23 protein-coding genes are annotated in these 23,218 nt (G+C 61.8%); 9 read left to right on the top strand and 14 right to left on the bottom strand.

What is annotated here, in order from left to right; genetic code table 11:
* Positions 1-24: 24 nt before the first annotated feature.
* Complete coding sequence (locus AC2FNA_RS09215; protein WP_234137521.1) at positions 25-1,422, bottom strand: aminotransferase family protein; 1,398 nt, start codon at positions 1,420-1,422, stop codon at positions 25-27.
* 397 nt (positions 1,423-1,819) lie between these two features.
* Here AC2FNA_RS09215 and AC2FNA_RS09210 point away from each other — a divergent pair, with 397 nt between their 5' ends.
* The 4 genes from AC2FNA_RS09210 (at position 1,820) to AC2FNA_RS09195 (ending at position 6,782) form a co-directional block, all read left to right on the top strand.
* The gene (locus AC2FNA_RS09210; protein ID WP_496825997.1) at positions 1,820-2,827 is read left to right on the top strand and encodes a taurine ABC transporter substrate-binding protein; all 1,008 of its coding nucleotides are present in this window, start codon (positions 1,820-1,822) and stop codon (positions 2,825-2,827) included.
* A 107-nt stretch (positions 2,828-2,934) separates the two neighbouring features.
* Positions 2,935-3,741, top strand: coding sequence for an ABC transporter ATP-binding protein (locus AC2FNA_RS09205; RefSeq protein WP_496825845.1), 807 nt, complete (start codon positions 2,935-2,937; stop codon positions 3,739-3,741).
* 5 nt (positions 3,742-3,746) lie between these two features.
* Positions 3,747-5,012: an ABC transporter permease gene (locus tag AC2FNA_RS09200; protein WP_496825995.1), complete on the top strand. Its 1,266-nt coding sequence runs from the start codon at positions 3,747-3,749 to the stop codon at positions 5,010-5,012.
* A 141-nt stretch (positions 5,013-5,153) separates the two neighbouring features.
* Positions 5,154-6,782, top strand: coding sequence for an acyl-CoA synthetase (locus AC2FNA_RS09195; protein WP_496825843.1), 1,629 nt, complete (start codon positions 5,154-5,156; stop codon positions 6,780-6,782).
* Between the two features lie 85 nt (positions 6,783-6,867).
* Here AC2FNA_RS09195 and speB read toward each other — a convergent pair whose 3' ends face one another.
* The 9 genes from speB to hmgA form a co-directional block, all read right to left on the bottom strand.
* A complete protein-coding gene (gene speB, locus AC2FNA_RS09190; protein ID WP_496825841.1) occupies positions 6,868-7,827 on the bottom strand; it encodes an agmatinase in 960 nt (319 codons plus the stop codon).
* Between the two features lie 130 nt (positions 7,828-7,957).
* The gene (maiA, locus tag AC2FNA_RS09185; RefSeq protein ID WP_496825839.1) at positions 7,958-8,596 is read right to left on the bottom strand and encodes a maleylacetoacetate isomerase; all 639 of its coding nucleotides are present in this window, start codon (positions 8,594-8,596) and stop codon (positions 7,958-7,960) included.
* 158 nt (positions 8,597-8,754) lie between these two features.
* Positions 8,755-9,300, bottom strand: coding sequence for a VOC family protein (locus AC2FNA_RS09180; protein WP_234137529.1), 546 nt, complete (start codon positions 9,298-9,300; stop codon positions 8,755-8,757).
* Between the two features lie 4 nt (positions 9,301-9,304).
* On the bottom strand, positions 9,305-9,499 hold the full coding sequence (locus tag AC2FNA_RS09175; RefSeq protein WP_496825837.1) for a DUF2783 domain-containing protein: 195 nt from the start codon (positions 9,497-9,499) through the stop codon (positions 9,305-9,307).
* 5 nt (positions 9,500-9,504) lie between these two features.
* Positions 9,505-11,118, bottom strand: a complete 1,614-nt coding sequence (locus AC2FNA_RS09170; RefSeq protein WP_496825835.1) for an FAD-dependent oxidoreductase — start codon at positions 11,116-11,118, stop codon at positions 9,505-9,507.
* A 181-nt stretch (positions 11,119-11,299) separates the two neighbouring features.
* Positions 11,300-12,250, bottom strand: coding sequence for an MBL fold metallo-hydrolase (locus tag AC2FNA_RS09165; protein ID WP_234220650.1), 951 nt, complete (start codon positions 12,248-12,250; stop codon positions 11,300-11,302).
* Between the two features lie 3 nt (positions 12,251-12,253).
* The gene (locus tag AC2FNA_RS09160) at positions 12,254-12,613 is read right to left on the bottom strand and encodes a VOC family protein (RefSeq protein WP_496825833.1); all 360 of its coding nucleotides are present in this window, start codon (positions 12,611-12,613) and stop codon (positions 12,254-12,256) included.
* Between the two features lie 7 nt (positions 12,614-12,620).
* Positions 12,621-13,874 carry a fumarylacetoacetase gene (fahA, locus tag AC2FNA_RS09155; RefSeq protein WP_496825831.1) on the bottom strand — a complete coding sequence of 418 codons (1,254 nt, stop codon included), beginning with the start codon at positions 13,872-13,874 and terminating at the stop codon, positions 12,621-12,623.
* Between the two features lie 73 nt (positions 13,875-13,947).
* Entirely contained in the window at positions 13,948-15,303 is a 1,356-nt protein-coding gene (gene hmgA / locus AC2FNA_RS09150; protein WP_496825829.1) for a homogentisate 1,2-dioxygenase, read from the bottom strand.
* Between the two features lie 58 nt (positions 15,304-15,361).
* Between hmgA and AC2FNA_RS09145 the strand changes: the two genes are divergently transcribed.
* Together AC2FNA_RS09145 and AC2FNA_RS09140 are read left to right on the top strand one after the other, a co-directional pair.
* The gene (locus AC2FNA_RS09145; RefSeq protein ID WP_496825827.1) at positions 15,362-15,814 is read left to right on the top strand and encodes a MarR family winged helix-turn-helix transcriptional regulator; all 453 of its coding nucleotides are present in this window, start codon (positions 15,362-15,364) and stop codon (positions 15,812-15,814) included.
* A 74-nt stretch (positions 15,815-15,888) separates the two neighbouring features.
* The gene (locus AC2FNA_RS09140; RefSeq protein ID WP_496825993.1) at positions 15,889-17,136 is read left to right on the top strand and encodes an adenylate/guanylate cyclase domain-containing protein; all 1,248 of its coding nucleotides are present in this window, start codon (positions 15,889-15,891) and stop codon (positions 17,134-17,136) included.
* Here AC2FNA_RS09140 and AC2FNA_RS09135 read toward each other — a convergent pair whose 3' ends face one another.
* From AC2FNA_RS09135 to rplS, 3 genes are all read right to left on the bottom strand, one after another.
* Entirely contained in the window at positions 17,137-17,946 is an 810-nt protein-coding gene (locus tag AC2FNA_RS09135) for a division plane positioning ATPase MipZ (protein ID WP_234137538.1), read from the bottom strand.
* A 196-nt stretch (positions 17,947-18,142) separates the two neighbouring features.
* Entirely contained in the window at positions 18,143-18,364 is a 222-nt protein-coding gene (gene rpmE / locus AC2FNA_RS09130; protein WP_234139893.1) for a 50S ribosomal protein L31, read from the bottom strand.
* 11 nt (positions 18,365-18,375) lie between these two features.
* Entirely contained in the window at positions 18,376-18,759 is a 384-nt protein-coding gene (gene rplS, locus AC2FNA_RS09125; RefSeq protein WP_234139892.1) for a 50S ribosomal protein L19, read from the bottom strand.
* Between the two features lie 401 nt (positions 18,760-19,160).
* Here rplS and AC2FNA_RS09120 point away from each other — a divergent pair, with 401 nt between their 5' ends.
* The 3 genes from AC2FNA_RS09120 to AC2FNA_RS09110 are packed head-to-tail and all read left to right on the top strand — an operon-like array spanning position 19,161 to position 21,635.
* The gene (locus tag AC2FNA_RS09120; RefSeq protein ID WP_496825824.1) at positions 19,161-19,970 is read left to right on the top strand and encodes a glycoside hydrolase family 25 protein; all 810 of its coding nucleotides are present in this window, start codon (positions 19,161-19,163) and stop codon (positions 19,968-19,970) included.
* Positions 19,971-20,020: 50 nt separating this feature from the next.
* A complete protein-coding gene (gene trmD / locus AC2FNA_RS09115; protein WP_496825822.1) occupies positions 20,021-20,821 on the top strand; it encodes a tRNA (guanosine(37)-N1)-methyltransferase TrmD in 801 nt (266 codons plus the stop codon).
* Between the two features lie 58 nt (positions 20,822-20,879).
* Positions 20,880-21,635 (top strand): TylF/MycF/NovP-related O-methyltransferase, encoded by a 756-nt coding sequence (locus AC2FNA_RS09110; RefSeq protein ID WP_496825820.1) that lies wholly within the window; start codon positions 20,880-20,882, stop codon positions 21,633-21,635.
* Between the two features lie 77 nt (positions 21,636-21,712).
* On the opposite strand, the gene AC2FNA_RS09105 is transcribed toward AC2FNA_RS09110, so the two are convergent.
* A complete protein-coding gene (locus AC2FNA_RS09105) occupies positions 21,713-23,104 on the bottom strand; it encodes a ferredoxin reductase family protein (protein ID WP_496825819.1) in 1,392 nt (463 codons plus the stop codon).
* Positions 23,105-23,218: the final 114 nt, after the last annotated feature.

The following is a 23,218-nucleotide window of genomic DNA, read 5'->3' as shown; positions in this document are numbered from 1 at the left end:
AGGTGCCGGTCGCGGCCCCCGGTCCTAGCCGAAGACGCGGGTCAGCGCCTGATCGACCGCATCGGTGATGGCGTCGATATCCTCGGCGGTGGCGATCAGCGCCGGCGAGAAGCACAGCGTGTTGTTGCGACCCGGGATCGAGCGGTTGGTCACCCCGATGATGACGCCCTGCGCCATGCAGTCGGCAACCACGGCCTGTGCCTGTTTCTCGGTCACGGGTTCCTTGGTCTCGCGATTGGCTACCAGTTCGGCGCCCAGGAACAGGCCCTTGCCGCGCACATCGCCGATCACGGCGTGCTTTTCCATCAGCGCGTGCAGGTTGCCCAGCATCCGCTCGCCCATGGCGGTGCAGTTGCCCAGCAGGTCCTCGTCCTCGATGATGCGCATGTTTTCCAGCGCTGCGGCTGGGCCGGCGGTGCAGCCGCCAAAGGTCGAGATATCGCGGAAGTAGTTCAGCGGATCGTCGCTGTTGTCCTTGAACATCTCGAACACTTCCTCGGTGGTCACCATGCAGGCGATGGCCGCATAGCCCGAGGCAACGCCCTTGGCCATGGTCACGAAGTCGGGCTTGATGCCGTATTGCTGATAGCCAAACCAGGTGCCGGTGCGGCCGATGCCACAGACGACCTCGTCGATATGCAAGAGCACGTCGTATTGCTTGCAGATTTCCTGAACCCGCTCCCAGTATCCTTCGGGCGGGGTGATGACGCCGCCACCGGCGGTCACGGGCTCAAGGCACAGCGCACCGACGGTCTCGGGGCCCTCGCGCAGGATCACCTCTTCGATCAGGTCGGCGGCGGCGCGGCCGAACTCGGCGCCCGACAGATGACCCAGCCCCAGCTCTTCCTTGCGGTATTCCATGCAATGGGGAACCTTGACGAAATCCGGTGCAAAGGGGCCGTATTGTGCGTTGCGCTCGTCCTGGCCACCTGCCGACATCGCCGCCAGCGTCGAGCCGTGATAGTCGCGGTCGCGATAGAGGATCTTGGTCTTCTTGCCGCCGTATTTCTTGTGCGCGATCTGGCGCACCATCTTGAACGCCTTCTCGTTCGCCTCGGATCCCGAGTTGGTGTAATAGACCCGGCTCATCCCCGGCATCTTGGAAATCAGCTTCTCGGCATAAAGCGCACCGGGGATCGACCCGGCGGAATTGGCGAAATAGCACAGTTTCATCAACTGGTCATAAACCGCCTTACAGATGGACTCACGTCCATAGCCGACGTTGACGGTCCAGACCCCGCCCGAGACGGCGTCGAGATGCTCTTTGCCCTTCTGGTCCCAGACCCGCATGCCCTTGCCTTCGACGATGATGCGGGGATCATTGGTCTCAAAGGGTTTGTGCTGGATCAGATGGTGCCAGATATGGGCGCGGTCGGCTTCGACCACCCGACTCAGATCGTTTTCGTTGAACGTGCCGTCCATGATGTGGCCTTTCCTGATGACTGTTTGATCGACTCCGATGTCCCAGAAAAACCGAGACGCGTGATAGAGTCCAGAGACGTCAAATCCTGGGCATTCGATAGGGCCAGAAATATACCTCACATATATCCAAATATGTTGCCGTTACGGCAGGGCGACGCGTGAGGTGCCTGATTAGCGGTCTGAAATACATAAGTATTTCCAGATTTGGTGTTTTGAAATCCGCAAGTTGGTCTGTCCAAGACTTGGCCCAATGGCAGAAAAATTCGTTGATCGAAAGGGGGATTTCCTTTCGGAGTAGGGAGGGGCGCTCGGACGAGGGCCCGCGAAACAGCAGAAACGGCTGAACCGTTCGCGAAATTCCTCCGCCATTCCGGCGGAACACAGGGAGAATTGGATGATGACTGCAAAAACGAAGCTTTTGGGTGCTGTAGCCGGTCTGGCGCTGGCGGTTGGCGCCATGCCTGCGGCGTTGGCTGCCGAGGGCGAGATCACCGTGGCCTACTTCCTCGAATGGCCGATGCCGTTCGAATACGCCAAGCAGAAGGGAACCTATGACGAGGCGCTGGGCGTCAAGGTCAACTGGGTCAGCTTCGAAAGCGGCGTGAAGATGTCGGCGGCGATGGCGTCGGGCGATGTGCACCTGTCGGTCAGCCAGGGCGTTCCGCCCTTCGTGGTTGCCACCTCGGCCGGGCAGGACCTGCAAATCCTCGACGTCGCTGTGTCCTATGCCGACAACGACAACTGCGTCGTGCGCTCGGAGCTGGAGATCGACAAGGACAATGCGGGCGAACTGGCGGGCAAGAAGGTGGCCGTGCCGCTGGGCACCGCCGCGCACTATGGCTTCCTCAAGCAGATGAACCATTTCGGCGTCGATGTCGCCAGCATGGACGTTGTCGACATGGACCCGCCCGATGGCGCCGCGGCGATTGCCCAGGGCGCGGTTGACATGTTCTGCGGTTGGGGCGGCTCGCTGCGCCGTGCGCTTGAGCATGGCAATGTGCTGCTGACCGGTGACGAAAAGACCGAACTGGGTATCCTGGTGTTCGACGTGACCTCGGGTCCGGCGGGCTGGGTCGCTGAAAACAGCGAACTGGTCGCCAAGTTCCTCAAGGTGACGGCGGATGCAAACGCCATGTGGGCGGACGAGGCCAACCATGCCGAGATGCTGCCGCTGATCGCCAAGGATGCGGGTATGGATGAAGAGGCGACCGCCGCGACCATCGCCACCTTCAAGTTCCCGACCATCGAGGAACAGATGAGCGGTGCCTGGCTGGGCGGCAATGCGCAGACCTTCATGAAGGGTGTGGCGGATGTGTTCGTCGAAGCAGGCAGCATCGACAGCGCGCTGGACACCTACGAGAACGCCGTGAACACCGGGCCGCTGGCCGCGGCAGGCGGCATGTAAGCCGACCGGATGACGGGCGGCGGGCTGTCCCGCCGCCTGCATTTTGCATTTCGTCCGGAAACGGCGACAATTACCCCTGTAAATATCTCCAACAGGAAAGGCGGGCCATGTCGGGACTGTCTATCGAAAACATATCCATGCGCTTTGACCTGCCGAACGGCAGTTCGGTGCAGGCGCTGAAAAACGTGACGCTGCAAATCAAGGAAGGCGAATTGATGAGCGTGCTCGGCCCCTCGGGCTGTGGCAAGACAACACTGTTGAACATCGTCGCCGGGTTTCTGGCGCCGACCGAGGGCCACATCGCCATGAACGGGCACAAGGTCCACGGCCCCGACGCGGAACGTGGCATGGTGTTCCAGCAAGGCGCTTTGTTCGAATGGATGAACGTGCGTGACAATGTCAGTTTCGGCCCGCGCATGAAGGGGCAGCGCGCGGCGGAGTATGGCAGCCATGTCGACCATCTTCTCGATGTGACCGGCCTTGGCGATTTCAAGGACAAGGCGATTTATGAGCTGAGCGGCGGCATGCAGCAGCGGGTCGCGCTGGCACGCTGTCTGGCCAACGATCCCGACGTGATCCTTATGGACGAGCCACTGGGCGCACTGGACGCGCTGACCCGCGAAAAGATGCAAGGCCTGGTTCTGAAGCTCTGGAAAGAGACTGGCAAGACCATCATCCTGATCACCCACTCGGTCGAAGAGGCCCTGCTGCTGGGTGAACGGCTGCTGGTCATGGCCCCGCGCCCTGGACGTATCCACAAGGAATACCGTCTGCCCTATGCCGATATGGGGGTGAACGCAGACCTGCGCGAGGTCAAGAAATCCGAAGGCTATTCCCGGACTCGCGAGGAAATCCTCTCGATGATTTGGGATATGGAGGAAGAAATCATGGGACGCACGGAGGCAGCACAATGATCGGCCTGATTATCCTTGCGGTCTATGTCGCGATCTTTGTCGGGTCGTTCCTCACCGTGCGCTTTTTCGTGCGCAAGACCACCAATGATTTCACCTCACTCAAGACCGTCACATTCGGTGACGAGAGCGCGGTCACCTCGAACCGGATCGCTTCGGTGGTGTCGGTTCTCACCATCTTCCTGATCTGGGGATCGTTCACCGGATCGAAATACGTGCCGTCGTTCTTGCACGCACCGGCACCTTTTGTCGGCGATACCTCGTTTGTCTACACGCTCGAGGATGCCAATGGGGCCCGCGACGACGCCACAGTCCATGTCAAGGTCTACCCCTTTGGTGAAAAGACCGAGAATTTCGACGTGGACCCAGGGCCCGGCTTTGCCAAGGATGATGCGGTGTCGATGACCGCATCGCGCTCGACCACCATCATCTTTGACAAGAATGACGAGGCCAAGCGCAAGGAAGGCGCCAAGATCGTAGCTATCGACGGCACCGCCATATCCGAGGGGCAGTCGATCAAGACTGGCTCCGGTCAGTTTTCGCTGACCGACAAGGGGGCGATCAGCTTCCGGCCACCCTCGGGCCTCCAGATGGAGCCGATCTGGTTGCCACCGCCCGAAGCCGTGGTGAGCCGTTTGGGCGAGATCGCCAAATCCGGCTATCGCGACAGCACCTTGTGGGAGCATCTGGGCTTTTCCCTGTTCCGCGTGATTGCCGGCTTCTTCTTCGGCGCGCTGGTGGGTATTCCGCTGGGCTATGCCATGGGGTTGAGCGACTGGTTCCGCGGCTGGTTCGACCCGATCGTCGAATTCATGCGCCCGGTGCCGCCGCTGGCCCTGATCCCGCTGGTCATCATCTGGGCGGGGATCGGCGAGACGGGCAAGATCATCCTGCTGTTTCTGGCGGCCTTGTGGATCATGGCCATCGCCGCCCGCTCGGGCGTCTCGGGGGTCAGGATCTCTAAGGTGCACGCGGCCTACTCGCTGGGCGCCAGCAAGGCGCAGATCATGCGATACGTGATCGTTCCGAACTCGCTGCCAGAGATTTTCACCGGTGCGCGGGTGGCGATGGGGGTCTGCTGGGGCACCGTGGTTGCCGCCGAACTGGTGGCGGCGGAAAAGGGCGCCGGGATGATGATCATGGTCGCGTCCAAGTTCCAGCTGACCGATATCGTGATCATGGGGATCATCCTGATCGGCGTGATCGGCTTTGGTATCGATATCCTGATGCGCTGGGCCGAACGGGTGCTGGTGCCCTGGAAGAGCAAGGGCTGATCCACCTTCGGCAAGAAAGAATCGGGGGCCTGCGGGGCCCCGGTTCGATTGTTGCGGCAGGCACGTGTTATTACGATCTTTCCTTGCCGGGCGTGTTTGTGCCACATCTGCGCGCAGGGCATCACTCAGGGAGGACAGGACATGACCGGCAGCAGCATATATGACCAGCATCTGGACCGGACACGTGCCAATTTTACTCCGCTGTCACCGCTGAGCATGATCGAGCGTACGGCGGCGATCTATCCGGATTACCCCTCGGTGGTGTACGGCACCCGCCGCTACACCTGGGCCGAAACCTATGCGCGCTGTCGCCGTCTGGCCGGGGCTCTGGCCGCGCGCGGGATCGGCAAGAGCGATACCGTTTCGATCATCGCCGCCAATATCCCCGAGATGTACGAGGCGCATTTCGGCGTGCCGATGGTGGGCGCGGTGCTGAATGCGATCAATACCCGCCTTGACGCGCCGATCATTGCCTTCATCCTGAACCATGCCGAGGCCAAGGCGCTGATCGTCGATCCCGAATTCTCGGGTGTTGTGCGTGAGGCCTTGGCACAGATCGATCGTCCTGATCTGCTGGTCATCGACATCGAAGATGCCAGTTTGGAAGGCGGAGAGCGGCTTGGCGCGCTGACCTATGAGGAACTGCTGGCCGGGGGTGACCCCGAATTCGCCTGGTCGCTGCCGGATGATGAATGGGACGCGATCGCGCTGAACTACACCTCGGGCACCACCGGCAACCCCAAGGGCGTCGTCTATCATCACCGGGGCGCGGCGCTGAACGCGAATACCAATATCCTCGATTGGGGGATGCCGAAGCACTCGGTCTATCTCTGGACCCTGCCGATGTTTCATTGCAACGGCTGGTGTTTCCCCTGGACCATGGCGGCCAATGCCGGTGTGTCCGTCTGCCTGCGCGCCGTGCGGGACGAGCCGATCTATCGCGCTTTCCGTGAGGAAAAAGTGACCCATTTCTGCGGCGCGCCCATCGTGCTGAACATGCTCGCCAATGCACCCGCGCATCTCAAGGATTTCGACCACCAGATCAAGGTGATGACCGCAGGCGCGCCGCCACCCGCCGCGGTGATCGAGAAGATGGAGGCGATGGGCGTTGAGGTAACCCATGTCTATGGCCTGACCGAAACCTATGGCCCCTCGGTGGTGTGCGCCTGGAAAGAGGAATGGGATACGCAGCCAGCCAGCGATCGGGCGGCGCTGAAGGTGCGCCAAGGGGTCAAGAACGCGGCGCTGTCGGGCCTGATGGTCGCGGATCCCGAAACGCTGGAACCGGTGCCCGCCGATGGCGAAACCATGGGCGAGATCTTCATGCAGGGCAACGTGGTTATGAAGGGGTATCTCAAGAACTCCGACGCCACCGACAAGTCGTTCCGCGGTGGCTGGTTCGCGTCGGGCGACCTGGGGGTGATGCATCCCGATGGCTATATCGCGCTCAAGGATCGGTCCAAGGACATCATTATCTCGGGGGGCGAGAATATCTCGTCGGTCGAGGTAGAGGATGTGCTCTATAAGCACCCGGCGGTGATGGAGGCGGCGGTGGTGGCGCGTCCGGACGAGAAATGGGGCGAAACGCCCTGCGCCTTTGTCGAGCTGAAGCCGGGGCAATCGGTGGAGGCGGCCGACCTGATCGCGCATTGCCGGGCGAACATGGCACATTTCAAGGCGCCCAAGATGGTGGTGTTTGGCGAATTGCCCAAGACCTCGACCGGCAAGATACAGAAATTCCTGCTGCGTGATCGGGCACGCGCGCTCTGATCGGGGCGGGCCCCGGAAAATTGCAAATTTTCCGGCCCGTTTTCCGCGTCGGAAAACGGTGCCGCGCTTGCCTTCGGGTGGTGGTCTAACGTCGGCGGTGGTGCAACACCCGGCCTAGTGTGTTCATCAGCAGTTGCGCCGCCAGGATCGAGGTGGCGCCGCTCTGGTCGTAATCCGGCGCCACCTCGACCAGATCGATCCCGGCGATTTCGCCGCGTTGTGCCAGCCCGTCGATCAGTTCCAGCACCTCGTAGTAGAGAAACCCGCCATGGCTGGGCGTGCCGGTGCCCGGTGCGATCGACGGGTCGAAGGCGTCGATGTCGATGGTCAGGTAATAGCGGACGCCTTCGGGGATACGGTCGAGCATTGCCGCCGTTCCCATCCGGCGTACGTGCCGGACCGACTGGATATCCGACCCCATGGCGCGGGCGGCGTCATAGCCGTCCTTGGCGGTGGAAGAGACATTGCGGATACCGATCTGGGTCAGCCCGGTGACATGCGCCTTCTCAGCTGCGCGCCGCATCGGGTTGCCGTGGCCATAGCGCACGCCATGCCGTTCATCGACAAAATCCAGATGCGCGTCGATCTGCACCACATGGATCGGGTCCTGATCGTCAAAGGCGTTGATACAGGGGATGTTGATCGAATGGTCGCCCCCTAGCACCACCGGCAACGCCCCGGCCTGCAGGATCTTGCGCACCCCAAATTCGATATTGGCGTGGCTCTTCATCGTGTCGGTGTGCACGATATCGGCATCGCCGATATCGACGATCCGCACCTTGGCGGGATCGAGATAGGTGATGTCGTCTTCGAAATCATAGGCGCCTGCATGGCCGAAGGAAAACAGGGTCGAAGCTTCGCGGATGGCCCGCGGTCCCATGCGTGCGCCGGATCGCCACTGTGCGCCAAAGTCGAACGGCGCGCCGAGGACCGCCGCATCGGCGTCGATATTGTCCCAATCCTCGACATAGGGGTATTTGCCAAAGGTGCAGATGCCCACAAACGGCAGGTTCAGCCTTCCGCTGTCATATCCGTGTGATGCCATGCCTGCCTCCCGCTCATCCTTGCCACATTAACGGCGCCCGGATCGGGGCTGTCCAGTGGCTTTCGGAGGGGGGCCGTTTTCCGACACGGAAAACGGGCCGGAAAACGTGTGTTTTCCGGCGGCGCCAAGATCACGCGGGGGCGTGACGATCTGGATGTGCGGCGGCAAAGGCCGGGTGTTTTGCACAGGCCGCCTCGACCGACAAGAGGCGTGGCAGGTCGCTGATGTCCACTTCCCAGCGGCGCGCATTGTAGATTTGGGGCATCAGGCAGATATCGGCCAGCCCGGGCGCATCGCCGCAGCAATAGGGCGATTGTTCGAACCCGGCCAGCATCGTCTCAAAGGCTTGAAGCCCGGGGCGGATGAAATGGCGCATCCAGGCGCCCGGCATGCCCTCTGCCCCGCCGCTGAGCTGGGTGGCATGGCGGGCGACCTTCAGGTTGCAGACCGGGTGGATATCGACCGCGATCGCCTGTGCCAGCGCCTGTACCTGCGCCCGGCCCGCCGGATCGGCGGGCACCAGCCCCAGCCCGCGGGTCTGGTCGAGATAGTCGAGCATCGCCAGCGACTGCGTCAGCCGCAGCCCGTCGATCTCGAGAACCGGCACCAGCCCCTGCGGATTGCGGGCGAGGTGTTCTTCGGAGCGGTGTTCCCCCTTGACCAGATCGACCGGCACCGCCGTATAGGCAATGCCCGCAAGGTTGAGCGCGATGCGCAGCCGGTAGCTGGCCGACGAGCGCCAGTAGTCGTAAAGGATCGTTTCGGTCATTCTGGCGTCTCTCCTGTCAGGGGCAGGCGGATATTAGGCTGTTGCCCGCGCGGTGTTAACAGCTTTCGCTCTGGAGCGGCTTGCGATCCCTCGCGGGCTTTCCTTGCGAAAGGGGTCCGGTGATCTGCACCGGACCCCATCCTGTTGTTACTCTGATCTCAGACGGTCTTGTTCAGCTCCTTGGCGTGCAACCAGGCGGCGTGCTGAGGCGCCTTCTTGGTGCGCGACCACTCTTCGAGCATGTCCCACTTGACCTCGTCCATCCGCTTCAGCAGCGCCTCTTCCTCCGGGTCCGGGCAGGCCAGCTCGACACGGTGGCCGTTGGGGTCGAAGAAATAGATCGAATGGAAGATCGAGTGATCGGTGACGCCCAGAACCTCGACGCCATTGGCCTCCAGATGCTCCTTGAACTCGATCAATGTCGCGCGGTCCTTGACCTTGAACGCGATGTGCTGGACCCAGATCGGCGTGTTCGGGTCGCGGCCCATCTCGGGCTTGGTCGGCAGTTCGAAGAAGGCCAGCACGTTGCCGTCACCTGCATCTAGGAACAAATGCATATACGGGTCCGGTTCATGGGTCGAGGGGACGTGATCCTCGGCAATCGCCAGGATGAAGTCCATGTTCAGCATCTTACCATACCACTCGACGGTTTCCTTGGCGTCCTTGCAGCGATAGGCGACGTGGTGGATTTTCTCGATCTTCATGGGGTTACTCCTTGAATGCGGCGGCTTTCAGCGCCTTGGACAGGACGGCGCGGTCGCCGATATGGTTGGCCAGAACCAGCACGAGGCGCGCGTTGAGCGCGTCGCTTTCCGCCTTGCCGAGGCCCTCATGGGCGGCCAGCAGTTCGGCATAGAAATCGTCTGCGCCAGCGATGTTCGGGGTCAGTGTCAGATCGGACATGAGGCTCACTCCTTGCCGGTGGCCCGGCGGATCGCGTGCCGGAACTGGGTTTCGTCGAATGTCGCGCGGCGGGCGGCGACATGCTGGTCGGGGCGGATCAGGTAGACGGCGCTGTCATTGTCGCCCAGATAGCGGCGCTTCAGCTCCATCGTCGGGTCGTCCTTGACCGAGAGCGCCAAACGCGTGACCTCGATCCCGTCTTCCTCGATCTGGTCGGGGGCATCGGCGTCGATGGTCAGCAGGATGAACCTGTCGCCCAGCTTTTGCAGCAGGAACCCGTCGCCCAGCGGCGCGTCGGAGCAGGGGCTGCCGGGGCGCGTGCGCGCCGGGCCGTCCAGCAGCGCATCGGCCGAGTTGAGCGGCGAGCCGTCATAGGTGCAGGGCACCGACAGGCGGCCCGAGTTCACCAGGGGGCGGGCGAATTCATACTGCTCGCTCAGGTCCAGCACCGCATCGCGCAGGATGCGCGACATCTCGGATTTGGGCGTGATGAAATCGGTCGAGCGCGACGAATTGAGGATGTTCTCATCCGCGCCGTGGACCCGCTCGATATCATAGCTGTCCAGCAGGCTTTCGGGTGCCTTGCCCTCCATCACCAGTTTCAGTTTCCAGATCAGGTTGTCGGTATCCTGCAGGCCGGAGTTCGCCCCGCGTGCGCCGAACGGCGAAACCTGATGTGCCGCGTCGCCCGCGAACAGCACCCGGCCATGGCGGAACTTCTCCATCCGGCGGCACTGGAACGTGTAGATCGAGACCCATTCCAGTTCGAACTCCACATCCTCGCCCAGCATCGCCTTGAGGCGCGGGATCACGTTTTCGGGGCGCTTTTCACGCTCCTTGTCGATGTCCCAGCCCAGTTGCAGGTCGATGCGCCAGACATTATCGGGCTGCTTGTGCAGCAGGGCGGACTGACCCCGGTTGAAGGGCGGGTCGAACCAGAACCAGCGCTCGGTCGGAAAGCCCGCATCCATGATCACGTCGGCGATCAGGAAGTTGTCCTCGAACACGCGGCCTACGAAATCGAGCCCCAGCATCGAACGTACCGGTGATCCGGCGCCATCGCAGGCGATCAACCAGTCGGCTTCGACGGTGTACGAGCCTTCGGGCGTCTCGACCTCCAGCTTGACATGGTCGGGATGGGTGCCGATCGCCTCGACCTTGTTGCGGCCGCGGATTTCGATCGGGGCCCCGGCCTCCTGCAATTCGCGGACCCGGTTCACCAGGTATTCCTCGAAATAGTATTGCTGGAGGTTGATAAAGGCGGGGCGCTGGTGGCCATCCTCGGGCAGCAGGTTGAAGTCATAGACCTGCCGGTCGTCGAAAAAGACCTTGCCCAGGTTCCATTCAACCCCCTTGTCGACCATCGGCTGGCCACAGCCGAGCCGGTCCAGGATTTCCAGCGGGCGCTTGGCATAGCAGACCGCGCGGCTGCCAAAGCTGACCTTGTCATTGTCGTCCAGCACCAGCACCTCGATCCCCTGTTGGGCAAGGTCGATGGCGGCGGCCAGCCCGATGGGACCGGCGCCGATCACGATCACCTTGTGGCGCGCCGGGCTGGAGGCGTCCTGATCGGGACTGCGCTCATAGGCGTAGAGTGGGACTTCGAAGATTTTGTTCATGGGTCTCTCCTCCCAGGTCTGGGCGCACCCGGTCGGCCGAGGGCGCAAGTCTCCCGTCCTCTGCCGGGCACCCGCCAGAGGTCTTGTCACATCGTCTCATCAGTTCACCCGGCGCGACACGATCTGGATCAATGTCGTTCGGGCCGGGGGCTCATCCGCACGGGCGGGCCCCCCTTTTGGGTCAGCCTTGCAGGGCCTCCCACATCTCCAGGTCACGCTGCGCGGTCCAGATGCGCGGCGTGTCGATGCCGCGCGCCTCGTCATAGGCGCGGGCCACGTTGAACGGCAGGCAATGCTCGTAGATCGCGTAATCGGCAAACTTGGGGTCGCATTCGGCGCGCACCGCGTCCCAGGCCTCTTTCAGCGAGCCGCCGCGTGCGGCCACACGAGCCGCAGGGCGATAGGTGCTTTGTACAAAATCACGGGTGTTCTCGATGGCGGCATTCACCATCTCCTTGCCCACCAGCGCATCTCCACGCCCCGGCGCGATGGCGTCCACATCGAACCAGGCGATATTGTCCAGTGTGTCGCCCCAGTCGTTGAAATGCCCGTCGCCGCAATAGCAGGCCGAGTGATATTCGACGATGTCGCCGGTGAACATCACGTTCTGATCCGGTACATGGATGACCGCGTCACCCGCTGTATGGGCGCGGCCCAGATGCATGATATCGACCCGGCGGTTGCCGAGGTAGACGGTCATGCTGTCGGAGAATGTGGTGGTGGGCCAGGTCAGGCCCGGAATGCTCTCATGCCCTTCGAACAGGCGCGGAAAGCGCTGGAACTCGCTGTCCCAATCCTCTTGCCCGCGTTCCACCACCATCGAGCGGGCAGTGTCGGACATGATCACCTGACCGGCGCCGAATGCGCTGGCGCCCAGCACGCGTACGGCGTGGTAATGGGTCAGCACCACATGGGAAATCGGCTTGTCGGTGACCTCGCGGATACAGTCGATCACCTTTTGCGCCAGGCGCGGCGTGGCCTGCGCCTCGACCACCATGACGCTGTCATCGCCGATGATGACGCCGGAATTGGGGTCGCCCTCGGCGGTAAAGGCATAAAGCCCCTCGCCCACCTCGGTAAAGCTGATCTTCTTCTCGCTCATGTCGCCTTGCGACGCGAATGCCTTGGCCATGTGTCAGTCCCTTTCCAGGAATTCCAGCCGGTTGCCAAAGGGGTCTTCGGCAAAGAACCGGCGGCGGTTCTTGATTGTGTCGTCCCAGCGCGGGCTCTGGCCCAGGGCCTCGATCCGCGCGGCGACGGTGTCTATGTCAATGACGGCAAAGCCCGGATGGGCCTTGCGCGCGGGGGTGAAATCGGGCTCGACCCCCAGGTGCAGTTCGGCACCGTTCAGCGCCAGCCACAGCCCGCCGCGCGCCTTCAGCGCGCCGGGCTTGGCGATCTTGGCCAGACCCAGACCCGCGCACCAAAAGGCGCGCGCCGCGTCCTCGCCCCCGGCGGGGATCGCGATCTGGATATGGTCAAGAGACAGGGTCATGTGTAGCTCAGCCCCAGGCCTTGGCGGGCAGGATCTGGCCCACGCAATCGCCAAAGCCGATGGTATAGCCGTCGCCGCGCGCATTGCCACGCAGGGTCAGCGTGTCGCCATCTTCGATGAAGCCGCGGCTTTCGCCGGTTTCCAGCGTGAAAGGTTCGCGCCCGGCCCAACTGAGTTCCATCAGCGAGCCGAATTCACCGCGTTCCGGCCCCGAGATGGTCCCCGACCCCAACAGATCGCCCGCATTCATCGCGCAGCCGCCAATGGCGTGATGGCACAGCTGCTCGGCCGCCGAATAATACATGCGGCTATAGTTGGTCTTGGCGATGACCGAGGCGCGGTCGGCACCTTCCGGCTGCATCAGAACCTCAAGCTCGATGTCATAAAGCCCGTCCTTACTGCCCTTGAGATAGGGCAACAGCTCTTTCTCACGCGGCGGCGTGGGGGCGCGGAAGGGCTCCAGCGCGGCGGCCGTCACGATCCAAGGGCTGATCGAGGTGCCGAATGCCTTGCCTTGGAACGGCCCCAGCGGCTGATATTCCCAGCCCTGGATATCGCGCGCCGACCAGTCGTTCAGCAGCACATAGCCAAAGATCATCGCATCGGCCTCGTCCACCGTGATCGGCTGGCCGAACTCGGACCCGGTGCCGACGATGGCGCCCATCTCCAGCTCGATATCGAGCCGTTTGGAGGGGCCAAAGGACGGCATTTCGGCATCGGGGGCCTTGGTCTGGCCATTGGGGCGATGGATCGGCGTGCCCGACACCACGACCGAGGAGGCGCGGCCATTGTACCCGATCGGAATATGCAGCCAGTTGGCCGGCAGATCGGGCGAACCGCGCAGGATCGCGCCCATGTTCTGGGCATGCTGACGACCGGCGTAGAAATCGGTGTACTCGCTGACCACCAGCGGCATGTACAGCGTGGCCTCGGCCATCGGCACCAGCAGCGGTTCGACAGCCTCCTGCTCTTTCGAGCCTTTGGACAGGAGCGCGGTCAGCCGTTCGCGCAGGGCGGCCCAGACGGCGGGGCCTTCCTCCATCAGGTCGTTCCAATAGGGCACGTCGAACAGCGGATAGTCGGTCAGCGCGACGAGGCCCTCGGCCTCGGCCGCGGCCATGTCGAGGATCATGTCACCGATGGCCACGCCGCAGCGGGGTTCATCCTCGCCGGTCGAGAAGACGCCATAGGGCAGGTTGTTCAGCGGGAACGGGTGATTGGCGCTATTGGCCGAAGTCACCCAGGATTTCAAAAGGGGCATGTTGTCTCCAAACGGATGTCACGGGCGGGGCCGAGATTTTTCGTCGAAAAATCTGGGCCCCCTCAGCCGCAGCCTATTTCTTGCCAGGGGTGCCGTCGAACTTCTTCTCCAGCGAGGTCCAGCAGTCGATGTAATCGTCCTGCAGCGGCGCCTCCTTGGCGGCGAACTCGGTCAGGTGTTGCGGGAAACGGGTTTCGAACATGAAGGACATGGTCTGGTCCAGCTTGTCGGGGCCGAGATTGGCGTTCGACGCCTTCTCGAACGCTTCCTTGTCCGGCCCGTGCGGCAGCATCATGTTGTGCAGGCTCATCCCGCCGGGGACAAAGCCCTGCGGCTTGGCGTCATACTGGCCATAGATGTTGCCCATCAGCTCGGACATGATGTTCTTGTGATACCAGGGCGGGCGGAAGGTGTCTTCCATCACCATCCAGCGCTCGCGGAACAGGACAAAGTCGATATTGGCGGTGCCCGGCACGCCCGAAGGCGCGGTCAGCACGGTGAAGATCGACGGATCGGGATGGTCGAACAGGATCGCGCCCACAGGGCAATAATTGCGCAGGTCGTATTTGACCGGGGCATAGTTGCCGTGCCAGGCCACCACGTCCAGCGGGCTATGGCCGATCTTGGTGGTGTGGAACTGACCGCACCATTTCACGGTTACGGTCGAGGGCGCCTCGCGATCCTCGAACGCTGCTACCGGCGATTTGAAATCGCGCGGGTTGGCCATGCAATTGGCGCCGATCGGGCCACGACCAGGCAGCTCGAACTTCTGGCCATAGTTTTCGCAGACAAAACCACGGCAGGGGCCTTCCAGCACCTCGACCCGGTAGACCAGGCCGCGCGGCAGGATGGCGATTTCCTTGGGTTCGACGTCGATGATGCCCAGCTCGGTCGCAAAGCGCAGCCGGCCCTCTTGCGGCACCACCAGCAGCTCGCTGTCGGCGGAGAAGAAATAGTCATCCACCATCGACTCGGTGACCAGATAGATATGGCTGGCCATTCCAACCTGGGTGTTCACATCCCCGGCGGTGGTCATGGTGCGCATACCGGTCAGCCAGGTCAGCCCCGCGCCCGAATGTGCCACCGGATCCCATCGGTACTGGCCCAAGCTGATCACATCGGGGTCGATGCAGGGGGCCGACTTCCAATAGGGCAGATCGATCTTTTCATAGCGGTGCGAGTGCTTGACCGAGGGCCGGATGCGATAACACCAGGTCCGCTCGGGGCGGGTCGCGGTAAAGGCGGTGCCGCTCAGCTGTTCGCCATAAAGGCCATAGTTGCATTTCTGCGGGCTGTTCATGCCCTGGGGCAGGGCGCCGGGCAGCGCCTCGGTCTCGAAATCGTTGCCCCAGCCCGGCATGTAACCTTCGGTCGTGCCGGCGGGCGTCGCGGCCTGCGTCAGCAGATGGGGGTCTGTCGGTCGGTTCATGTCGCGTGTCTCCGGTAATCTGCTTGCGGAATAATAGTTGATTTTGTAACTAACAAGCATGACAGAGACCAATTTACCCGAAAATGATGACTTTGAGTTGCGAAGTTTCCTGCCATTCCTGCTGAATCAGGCGGCCGAGCAGAGTTCTTTGGAGTTTCAGCAGGTCTATAAGAATCGCTTTGGCATGCTTCGGACAGAGTGGCGGGTGCTGTTTCACCTGGGAAATTCCGGCGAGATGACGGCCAAGCAGATTGGCGATCTGGCGCTGATCCACAAGACAAAGGTCAGCCGCGCGGTCGCCAAGCTGGGGCAACGGCGTTATCTTACACGCACTCGTGATGAACGCGACCGCCGGTCCGAGCGTTTGGCATTGACCCCGGCGGGAGAGGCAGTCTACCGCGAGTTGCGCGGTATTGCCGAGCAGTATGACGCACGGATGGCGGCCAAGTTCACCAAGGGCGAGGTGGCACTGTTGCGGGTCATGCTGCGGCGTTTGGCGGCGATGGAGTGACCCTCGAAACCGGGGGTGTGACCGCATAGATAGATCCCGTGACAGGCGTAGGTGCCACGGGGCTGGAGAGACATATGGATGCGGCAGGGCAATTTCACGCAGAGGCGGATGCCTCTTCGGCACAGCTGATCTCGTGGCTGCTGCAACGCGGCCTTGAAGGTGCGCGCCAGGACGAATTGCTGCATGGCTATTGCGAGCGGCTGGTGGAACTTGGCGTGCCGCTCTATCGCCTGCATGTGGCGCAGAGCGCGTTTCACCCGAAATATGGCGGGCTCGGATTCAACTGGTTCCGTGAACAGGGGGTATCCAGCGAGGAATACGGCTATACCGAGACCCCAAACGCGGCCTGGATACGCAGTCCGCTCTATCACCTGCTCGACAGCGGCGAGCAGGAGTATCGGGAACGTCTGCTGGACAGCAATGTCGACAGCCGCTTTCCGCTGCTCAACGAATTGCGCGAGCGTGGGGCGACCGATTATTTCGCCGCTGGCGTGATCTTGGAAAAGCGCGCGCATTTCGAGCGGATCGACCCATCGAACACGCCCGAAGGCGTGCTGATCTCGTGGACAAGCAACGGGCCGGACGGGTTCTCGGACACCGATCTGCGGCTGGTGCGCGAGGCGCTGCCGCAACTGGCGCTGGCGCTGAAATCGGCGGCCAACCGGCAGATGGCGGGCGATCTGCTTCAGGTCTATCTGGGGCGCGACGCGGGGCGGCGGGTGCTGTCGGGAGAGATCCAGCGCGGATCGCTCCAGCAGATCGACGCGGTGCTGTGTTACTTTGACCTCAAGGACTTCACCGCACTGACCGAACGCACACCGGGGCCCGAGCTGATCGCGATGCTGAACGACTATTTCGGCATGGCGGTTGCGATCATCCAGGAGCATGGTGGCAATATCCTGAAATTCCTGGGCGATGGGATCCTTGCCATGTTCAACCTTGAGACGCCCGAACAATCGGCGGCGGCAGGGCTGGACGCAGTGGTGCAGATGCGCCGTTGCATGGATCGCAAGAATGCCGAGCGCAAGGCCCAGGGCGAGACCACGACCGGGGTCACGCTGGCCCTGCATGCGGGCGAGATCCTCTATGGCAATATCGGCGCCGAGAACCGGCTGGATTTCACCGTGATCGGTCCGGCGGTCAACCTGACGGTGCGCCTGTCCGGCCTGCACCGGTCGGTCGGGCGCAACATCATCCTGTCCGAACCGGTGGCCGAGATCGCGGGCCATACGGCGCATGATCTGGTCAGCCTGGGCAGGTACATGCTGCGCGGCGTGTCCGAGCCACAGGAACTCTATACAATCTACGAAGCGCCCGCCTGATCAGAAATCGATCTCGACGCCGGGCAGTTGCAGCGCTTTCATCATGTCGCGCAGCTCTTGCCGGGCGGCGATGTTCGAGATGTTGAGCTGCTTGACCCCAACGTCCTTGAGGTCAAGGAGCGTCAGCCCGCGCGGGAACAACTCGCGAAAGATCACGCGTTCCGAGAAACCGGGAGCGATGCGGAACCCGATGCGGCTGGCCAGCATCTCGATGGCGCGTTCCATCTTTTCCTTGTTGACCATGCGCTGGGTGCCGACGCGGTTGCGCACCACGACCCAGTCTATGGGTTTCAGCCCGGCCTGCGCCCGCAATTGCCGCGCGTTCCAGACCATCTCGGAATAGACCGAGGGGCCAAGGATCTTTTCGCCGCTGGAATCGATCCGCGCCAGCAGGTCGAAATCGACGAAACTGTCGTTCAAAGGGGTGACCAGCGTGTCGGCCAGCGAATGCGCCACCTGGCTCAGCCTTGTATGCGAGCCGGGGCAGTCGATCAGGATGAAATCGCTGTCTGCCTCGAGCCGTGCCACCGCAGCGGACAGGCGATGGTCGAACACGTTCTCGCCCGGCTTCAACGAAGCCGGATCGATCTCGGGCAGGTCGTGGTTGCGGGGCGAGGGCAGGTCCAGACCCGAGGCCTTGTTGAAGGCCGCGCGGTTCTCGAAATAGCGGCCCAGGCTGCGCTGGCGCAGGTCGAGGTCCAGCGTGTTGACCTTGTAGCCCAGCCGCGCCAACGCGCTGGCCACATGCATGGATACGGTGGATTTGCCCGCGCCGCCCTTTTCGTTGCCGACGACGATGATATGCGCCATTGCCTGCGTCCCCTGATCTCCGAACCTTTGCTGGCCCGGTATTGGGGCACACTATATGTTGTGTGCCGGGCGAAGGGAAGCGCAGACAGGGTTCTGTACCTCGCCTCCGGTTGGTTTCTGCCGCCCGAGCCGGTTGCGGCAAAGAAAAAGGGCCGCCCGTCCGGGCGACCCTTGAAGACGAACAAAGTCAGTGGGTTCAGAAACCCAGGCCTTCGTATTTCTTCTTGAACTTCGACACGCGGCCGCCGGTGTCCATCAGGCGGGACGAGCCGCCGGTCCAGGCCGGGTGCGACGAGGGGTCGATTTCCAGCGACAGGGTATCGCCTTCCTTGCCCCAGGTGGATTTCATCTGGATGACGGTGCCGTCGGTCAGCTTGACGTCGATCAGGTGGTAATCGGGATGGATGTCGTTTTTCATCTTTCCGCTCCTTACGCTTCGGCGTCAGCCTTGGGTTTGTAGTTGGTGACTTCGGCGATACGGGCCGATTTGCCACGGCGCGAACGCAGATAGTAGAGTTTCGCACGACGCACGCGGCCACGGCGGACAACGGTGATGCTGTCGATGTTGGTCGAATAGAGCGGGAACACACGTTCCACGCCTTCGCCGAACGAAATCTTGCGAACGGTGAACGAACCGGCGATGCCGCTGCCGTTCTTGCGGCTGATGCAGACGCCTTCATAGTTCTGCACGCGCGAACGGGTGCCTTCGGTCACCTTGTAACCGACGCGAATGGTGTCGCCGGGTTTGAAATCGGGGATGTCTTTCCCCAGGGCGGCAATCTGTTCCGCCTCGAGCTGTGCGATAAGATCCATCGCTTTTCTCCTGGTTTGCCCGTGGTTCTACCCACGAAGATATGTGCGTCCCGAGAGCTCGTGGCCTTCGACCGGGTCCGCCGCAGCGCCCGCCCGAGATCGGATCGTCCGTTTCTTTGGTTCGGTCTGCCGCCTCGGTGAACCGGTCGAAGAAACCGGACGGAATGTGCAAACAGGCCAAACTTCCGGAGCCGCCAGCGGCGATTCCAGACCGGCCTCGTTTAGGCGCAACCGGGGCCGGGATCAAGAGCTTTGCGGGTCCCGGAGCGACTTTTTAAGGCAGGTCCGCAAAGGTCCCGCCGATTTTCGCTTATCCCGGGGCGGGTGGTTGCTTTTGGCCGACGCCGCGCCAATTTCTGGTGCAGTACTGATTTCAAATCACGGTTTCATAGCGAGTCATTATGCGATCCCTGCTCCTCCTCTCCGTCCTTCTGTCCCTGATGGCTGCCTGTGGTCGCCGTGCGCCCGAACCCGAGCCGGTCGCAGCCCCCGATCCGATGCGGGTCGAACTGGCGCAACTGGTCACCTATCCGAAATTCGGTGATGCCGATCCGCATCCCTGGGACGGGCGCGCGCCGCACAGCTATCCGATTCACGGGATCGACATATCGCGTTGGCAGGGCAATATCGACTGGACGACCGCCCGCGCGGCAGGTGTAAACTTTGCCTTTATCAAGGCGACCGAGGGTGGCGATGTCGCCGATCCGAAATTTGCAGAGCACCGCCGCGGGGCGCAGGCGGCAGGGGTGCCCTGGGGTGCCTATCATTATTACTACTTTTGCCGCCCGGCGGAGGAACAGGCTCGCTGGTTCATCCGACATGTGCCGCGCGGCGCTGACCTGCCGCATGTTCTGGACATGGAATGGACCCACCGCTCGCGCACTTGTCCGCTGCGCCCCGACGGAGCCAAGGTGCGGGCCGAGGCACGCAAGTTCCTTGACATTCTCGAAGCGCATTACGGGCGCCGGCCCATCATCTATACGACGGTGGATTTCTATCGCGACACCGGCATCGGACAGTTGCGCGATGCCGAGTTCTGGTTGCGCTCGGTCGCGGGCCATCCGCGCCAGGTCTATCCCGGCGCTTACTGGACCTTTTGGCAATATACCGGCACCGGACTGATACCGGGGATCGAGGGCAAGGTGGATATCAACGTGTTCCGCAGTGCCCCTGATATCTGGCTACGCTGGAAGGCCGGGCAGATCGGCTAGGCGCGCGCGGCCGCTTCCCTCGACCTGCGCCTTGCCCTATGACAGCGGCCATGAGCAACGCACCCACCCGTTCCCATGGCCGCAAGGCTATCCGCCCGACGCTGCAACCCCGCGAGTTGATCACCGACACGCCAGATCTGCACGGTGTGTGGAAGGCGCGGGTGATCACCCTGTTTCCGCAGGCCTTTCCCGGTGTTCTGGGCGAAAGCCTGACGGGCCGCGCCCTGCAAGAGGGGCTTTGGCAGCTGGAGACCATCGAACTGCGCCAGTTCGGCATCGGCAAACATCGCAATGTCGATGACACCCCGGCCGGCGGCGGCGCCGGCATGGTGTTGCGCGCCGATGTGCTGGCCCCCGCGATCGAACGGGCGATGCAAGGCGCCAGCGGCAACTGGCCGCTGATCTACCTGTCGCCGCGCGGCCGCCCGATGGATCAGGCGCTTATGCAGTCGCTGGCGCGCTGTGACGGGGTCACGCTGATCTGTGGCCGCTTCGAGGGCGTCGACGAGCGGGTGCTGGAGCATTACGGCATTCAGGAGGTCTCGCTGGGCGACTTCGTGATGACCGGTGGCGAGATTGCGGCCCAGGCCCTGATCGACGCCACCGTGCGGTTGCTGCCGGGCGTACTGGGCAACCAGGCCTCGACCGAGGAGGAGAGCTTTTCCTCGGGCCTTCTGGAGCATCCGCAATACACCCGCCCGGCTGAATGGATGGGCCGCCCCATCCCCGAGGTTCTGATGTCGGGTCATCACGGCAAGGTCGCGGAATGGCGCCGTGAAAAGAGCGAAGAGATCACCCGCGCCCGGCGCCCCGACTTGTGGCAGCGGCATCAGGCGGCCAAGGATGATTGACAGGCCCGCAGGTCAACTGTGCTAATAGCTTTGCGGCCAGCAGGGAGGACGACCGGTCTTGTTCTATGGAAAGCTTCAGGGTGAAAACGCCAACCGCTTCCGCGAGGCGCTCAAGACGTTGCAGGAACTGTTCGGCGCGGTCTATGCCTCGGACAACCTGATCGGGCTGCAACGGGCGGGCGGGTTCCGCGAGGACAAGAAATTCGTCGAGACCCTGCGCCGTAACGCTCAGACCCAGCAGGAACTTTCCATCGCCTGGCGGCTGCACACGCTGCTCTGGGCGGCGCAGAACGTGATGCACCTGCCCGGCGATTTCGTGGAATGTGGGGTGTGGAAAGGGTTCTGTTTCGCCTTCCTGACCGACTATCTGGATTTCGCCAGATCGGACAAGACGCTCTATCTCTATGATACGTATCAGGGCATCCCCGAGGCGATGAACTCCGAAAACCGCTCGAACCAGGTCTACGAAAAGGACACAGTCAACGACCCGGATGCGATCCTGAAGGTTGTGCAGCAGCGCTTTGCCAAGGTGCCCAACACGCGGATCGTGCAGGGCATGGTGCCCGACAGTTTCGCGCAGGCCTGTCCCGAGCGGATTGCGCTGTTGCATATCGACATGAATTCGGCGGCCTCGGAAATTGCTGCGCTGGAGGCGCTGTTCGACAAGGTGGTGCCAGGCGGGATGATCGTGTTCGACGATTACGGCTGGACCGGCTACGCTGCGCAACGCCACGCTGAAAACGCCTTCATGGCCGCGCGGGCACACACGGTGCTGGAGATCCCCACCGGACAAGGGTTGGTGATCAAGCACTGAGGGCGCGCGCCGGGCTCGGTTGGTTGCGCCTCGGAACTTGGGAGGCTGCTTTGCGGGACGAAGCGCCGCTATGGAGCTCAAGGCTCAATCGCCGCCTGATCTTGTAACGAGCCTTTCAGTGCCGAAGTCTCCCTTCGGTTCAGGATCCAGGCTGCAAGCGTTTTCAACCCAACGCCCGTCCGGAATTCGAACTCTTCGTAGTGAAAATTTCGAGCATTGACGCCACGCTGCGCCAAACCTTTCCTGAGCGATTCGCGCAGCGAAACCGGACCGCAGAATGAAACATGCATCTTTGACAGATCCCCCGAAATGCTTTGGGAAATCATCGTGGCCGATAGTCTCTTGCCTTCATTCGAGGCGATCAAGTGCAGATCAAGGTTGGATTTCGCATTAGCAAGGGCCTCCAACTCCGAAAGATGTGGCGCTTGGTCACGGGACTTCACGCAGTAAAAGAGATCGACATGCTCGGCGGTTTCTTCAAGCGCATGTGCCCAAGCCAGAAACGGGGTAATGCCGATGCCCCCGGCAACCCAAATCTCTGGCGTTTTGCCATGGTGTCGAAATCTGCCAAAAGGCCCTTGGACCCGAACATCCTGGCCAATCTGAACCGCGTTTTTGAGGCTATAGGTAAAATCGCCAAGGGCCTTGATCGTTACCCGCAAAGAGCCGTTTTCATCAATTTTCGAAAAGCTGAAGGGATGGGGCTCAGCCAAGCCGGCGCCAGTGAATCGCAACACACCGAACTGCCCCGGTTTGGGACGCAATGGTTTCCCTGAAGGTGACAATGTGATGGCCATGGCGTCACCCGTGTCTTGAATGTCTGTGATCTTGTAGCCGTAGCTCGGGCGCATCGTTTCAGGCAGAAGCATCCAGATGTAAGCCGCAAGCCCAGCCACACAGAAAAACCCGGGATAGAGCCCTGACGGGTCGCTCATGGCAAAGGGCTTCATGATGAAAAAGAAATGGAACACCCCTGCGGCGAACATCGCCCCCATGGCTTTGTGCGTCCATTTCCAGAGGTGATATGGGATGAATGTCGCAACCGACACGACCACGAGGATCAACAAGCCATAAAGACTGATTTCGCCCAAGGTCTCTGCCAATTCGTTGAGCGCAGTTTCGCGGCCTAGGTCGTTCATGTCCGCATCAATCGTATCATGCAGCAAAAGCGCGATCATGGCGATGATGCCTGCCCATTTGTGCAAGACATAAACGCGGTCCAATCCACCAAAGACGGTTTCGATCCCTCGCAACCGGGTAGACAGGATTTGCCCCCAAGCCATCAGGATCAACGCAGCAAGACCAAGATACTGAGAAAAGAGTGCAACCTTGTCGGTCACATTCGGCAGCGAAAAGAGTTGATATGCGGGGAAGAGTGCTGTCGCCGCAATGACCAAAAGTCCAAGAGGGTTCATGTCAAATTCCAAAATTGCCGATTTCTGCGACGAAGTAACCAAGCTGTCTGCCATGCGACCATCTGGAAAAGGCTCATCAGTTTCAAACGCCCTTTGACTTCTGCAATCTAGCAAACTGAGACGCATTGCGTCTGTAAGGTTCCTTGTTCGGCGTCACGAATATCGGCC

The organism is Ruegeria sp. YKSD163 (genome assembly GCF_059612905.1).
The sequence above is the reverse complement of the archived record's forward strand: the minus strand, read 5'-3'. Positions and strand labels throughout refer to the sequence as shown.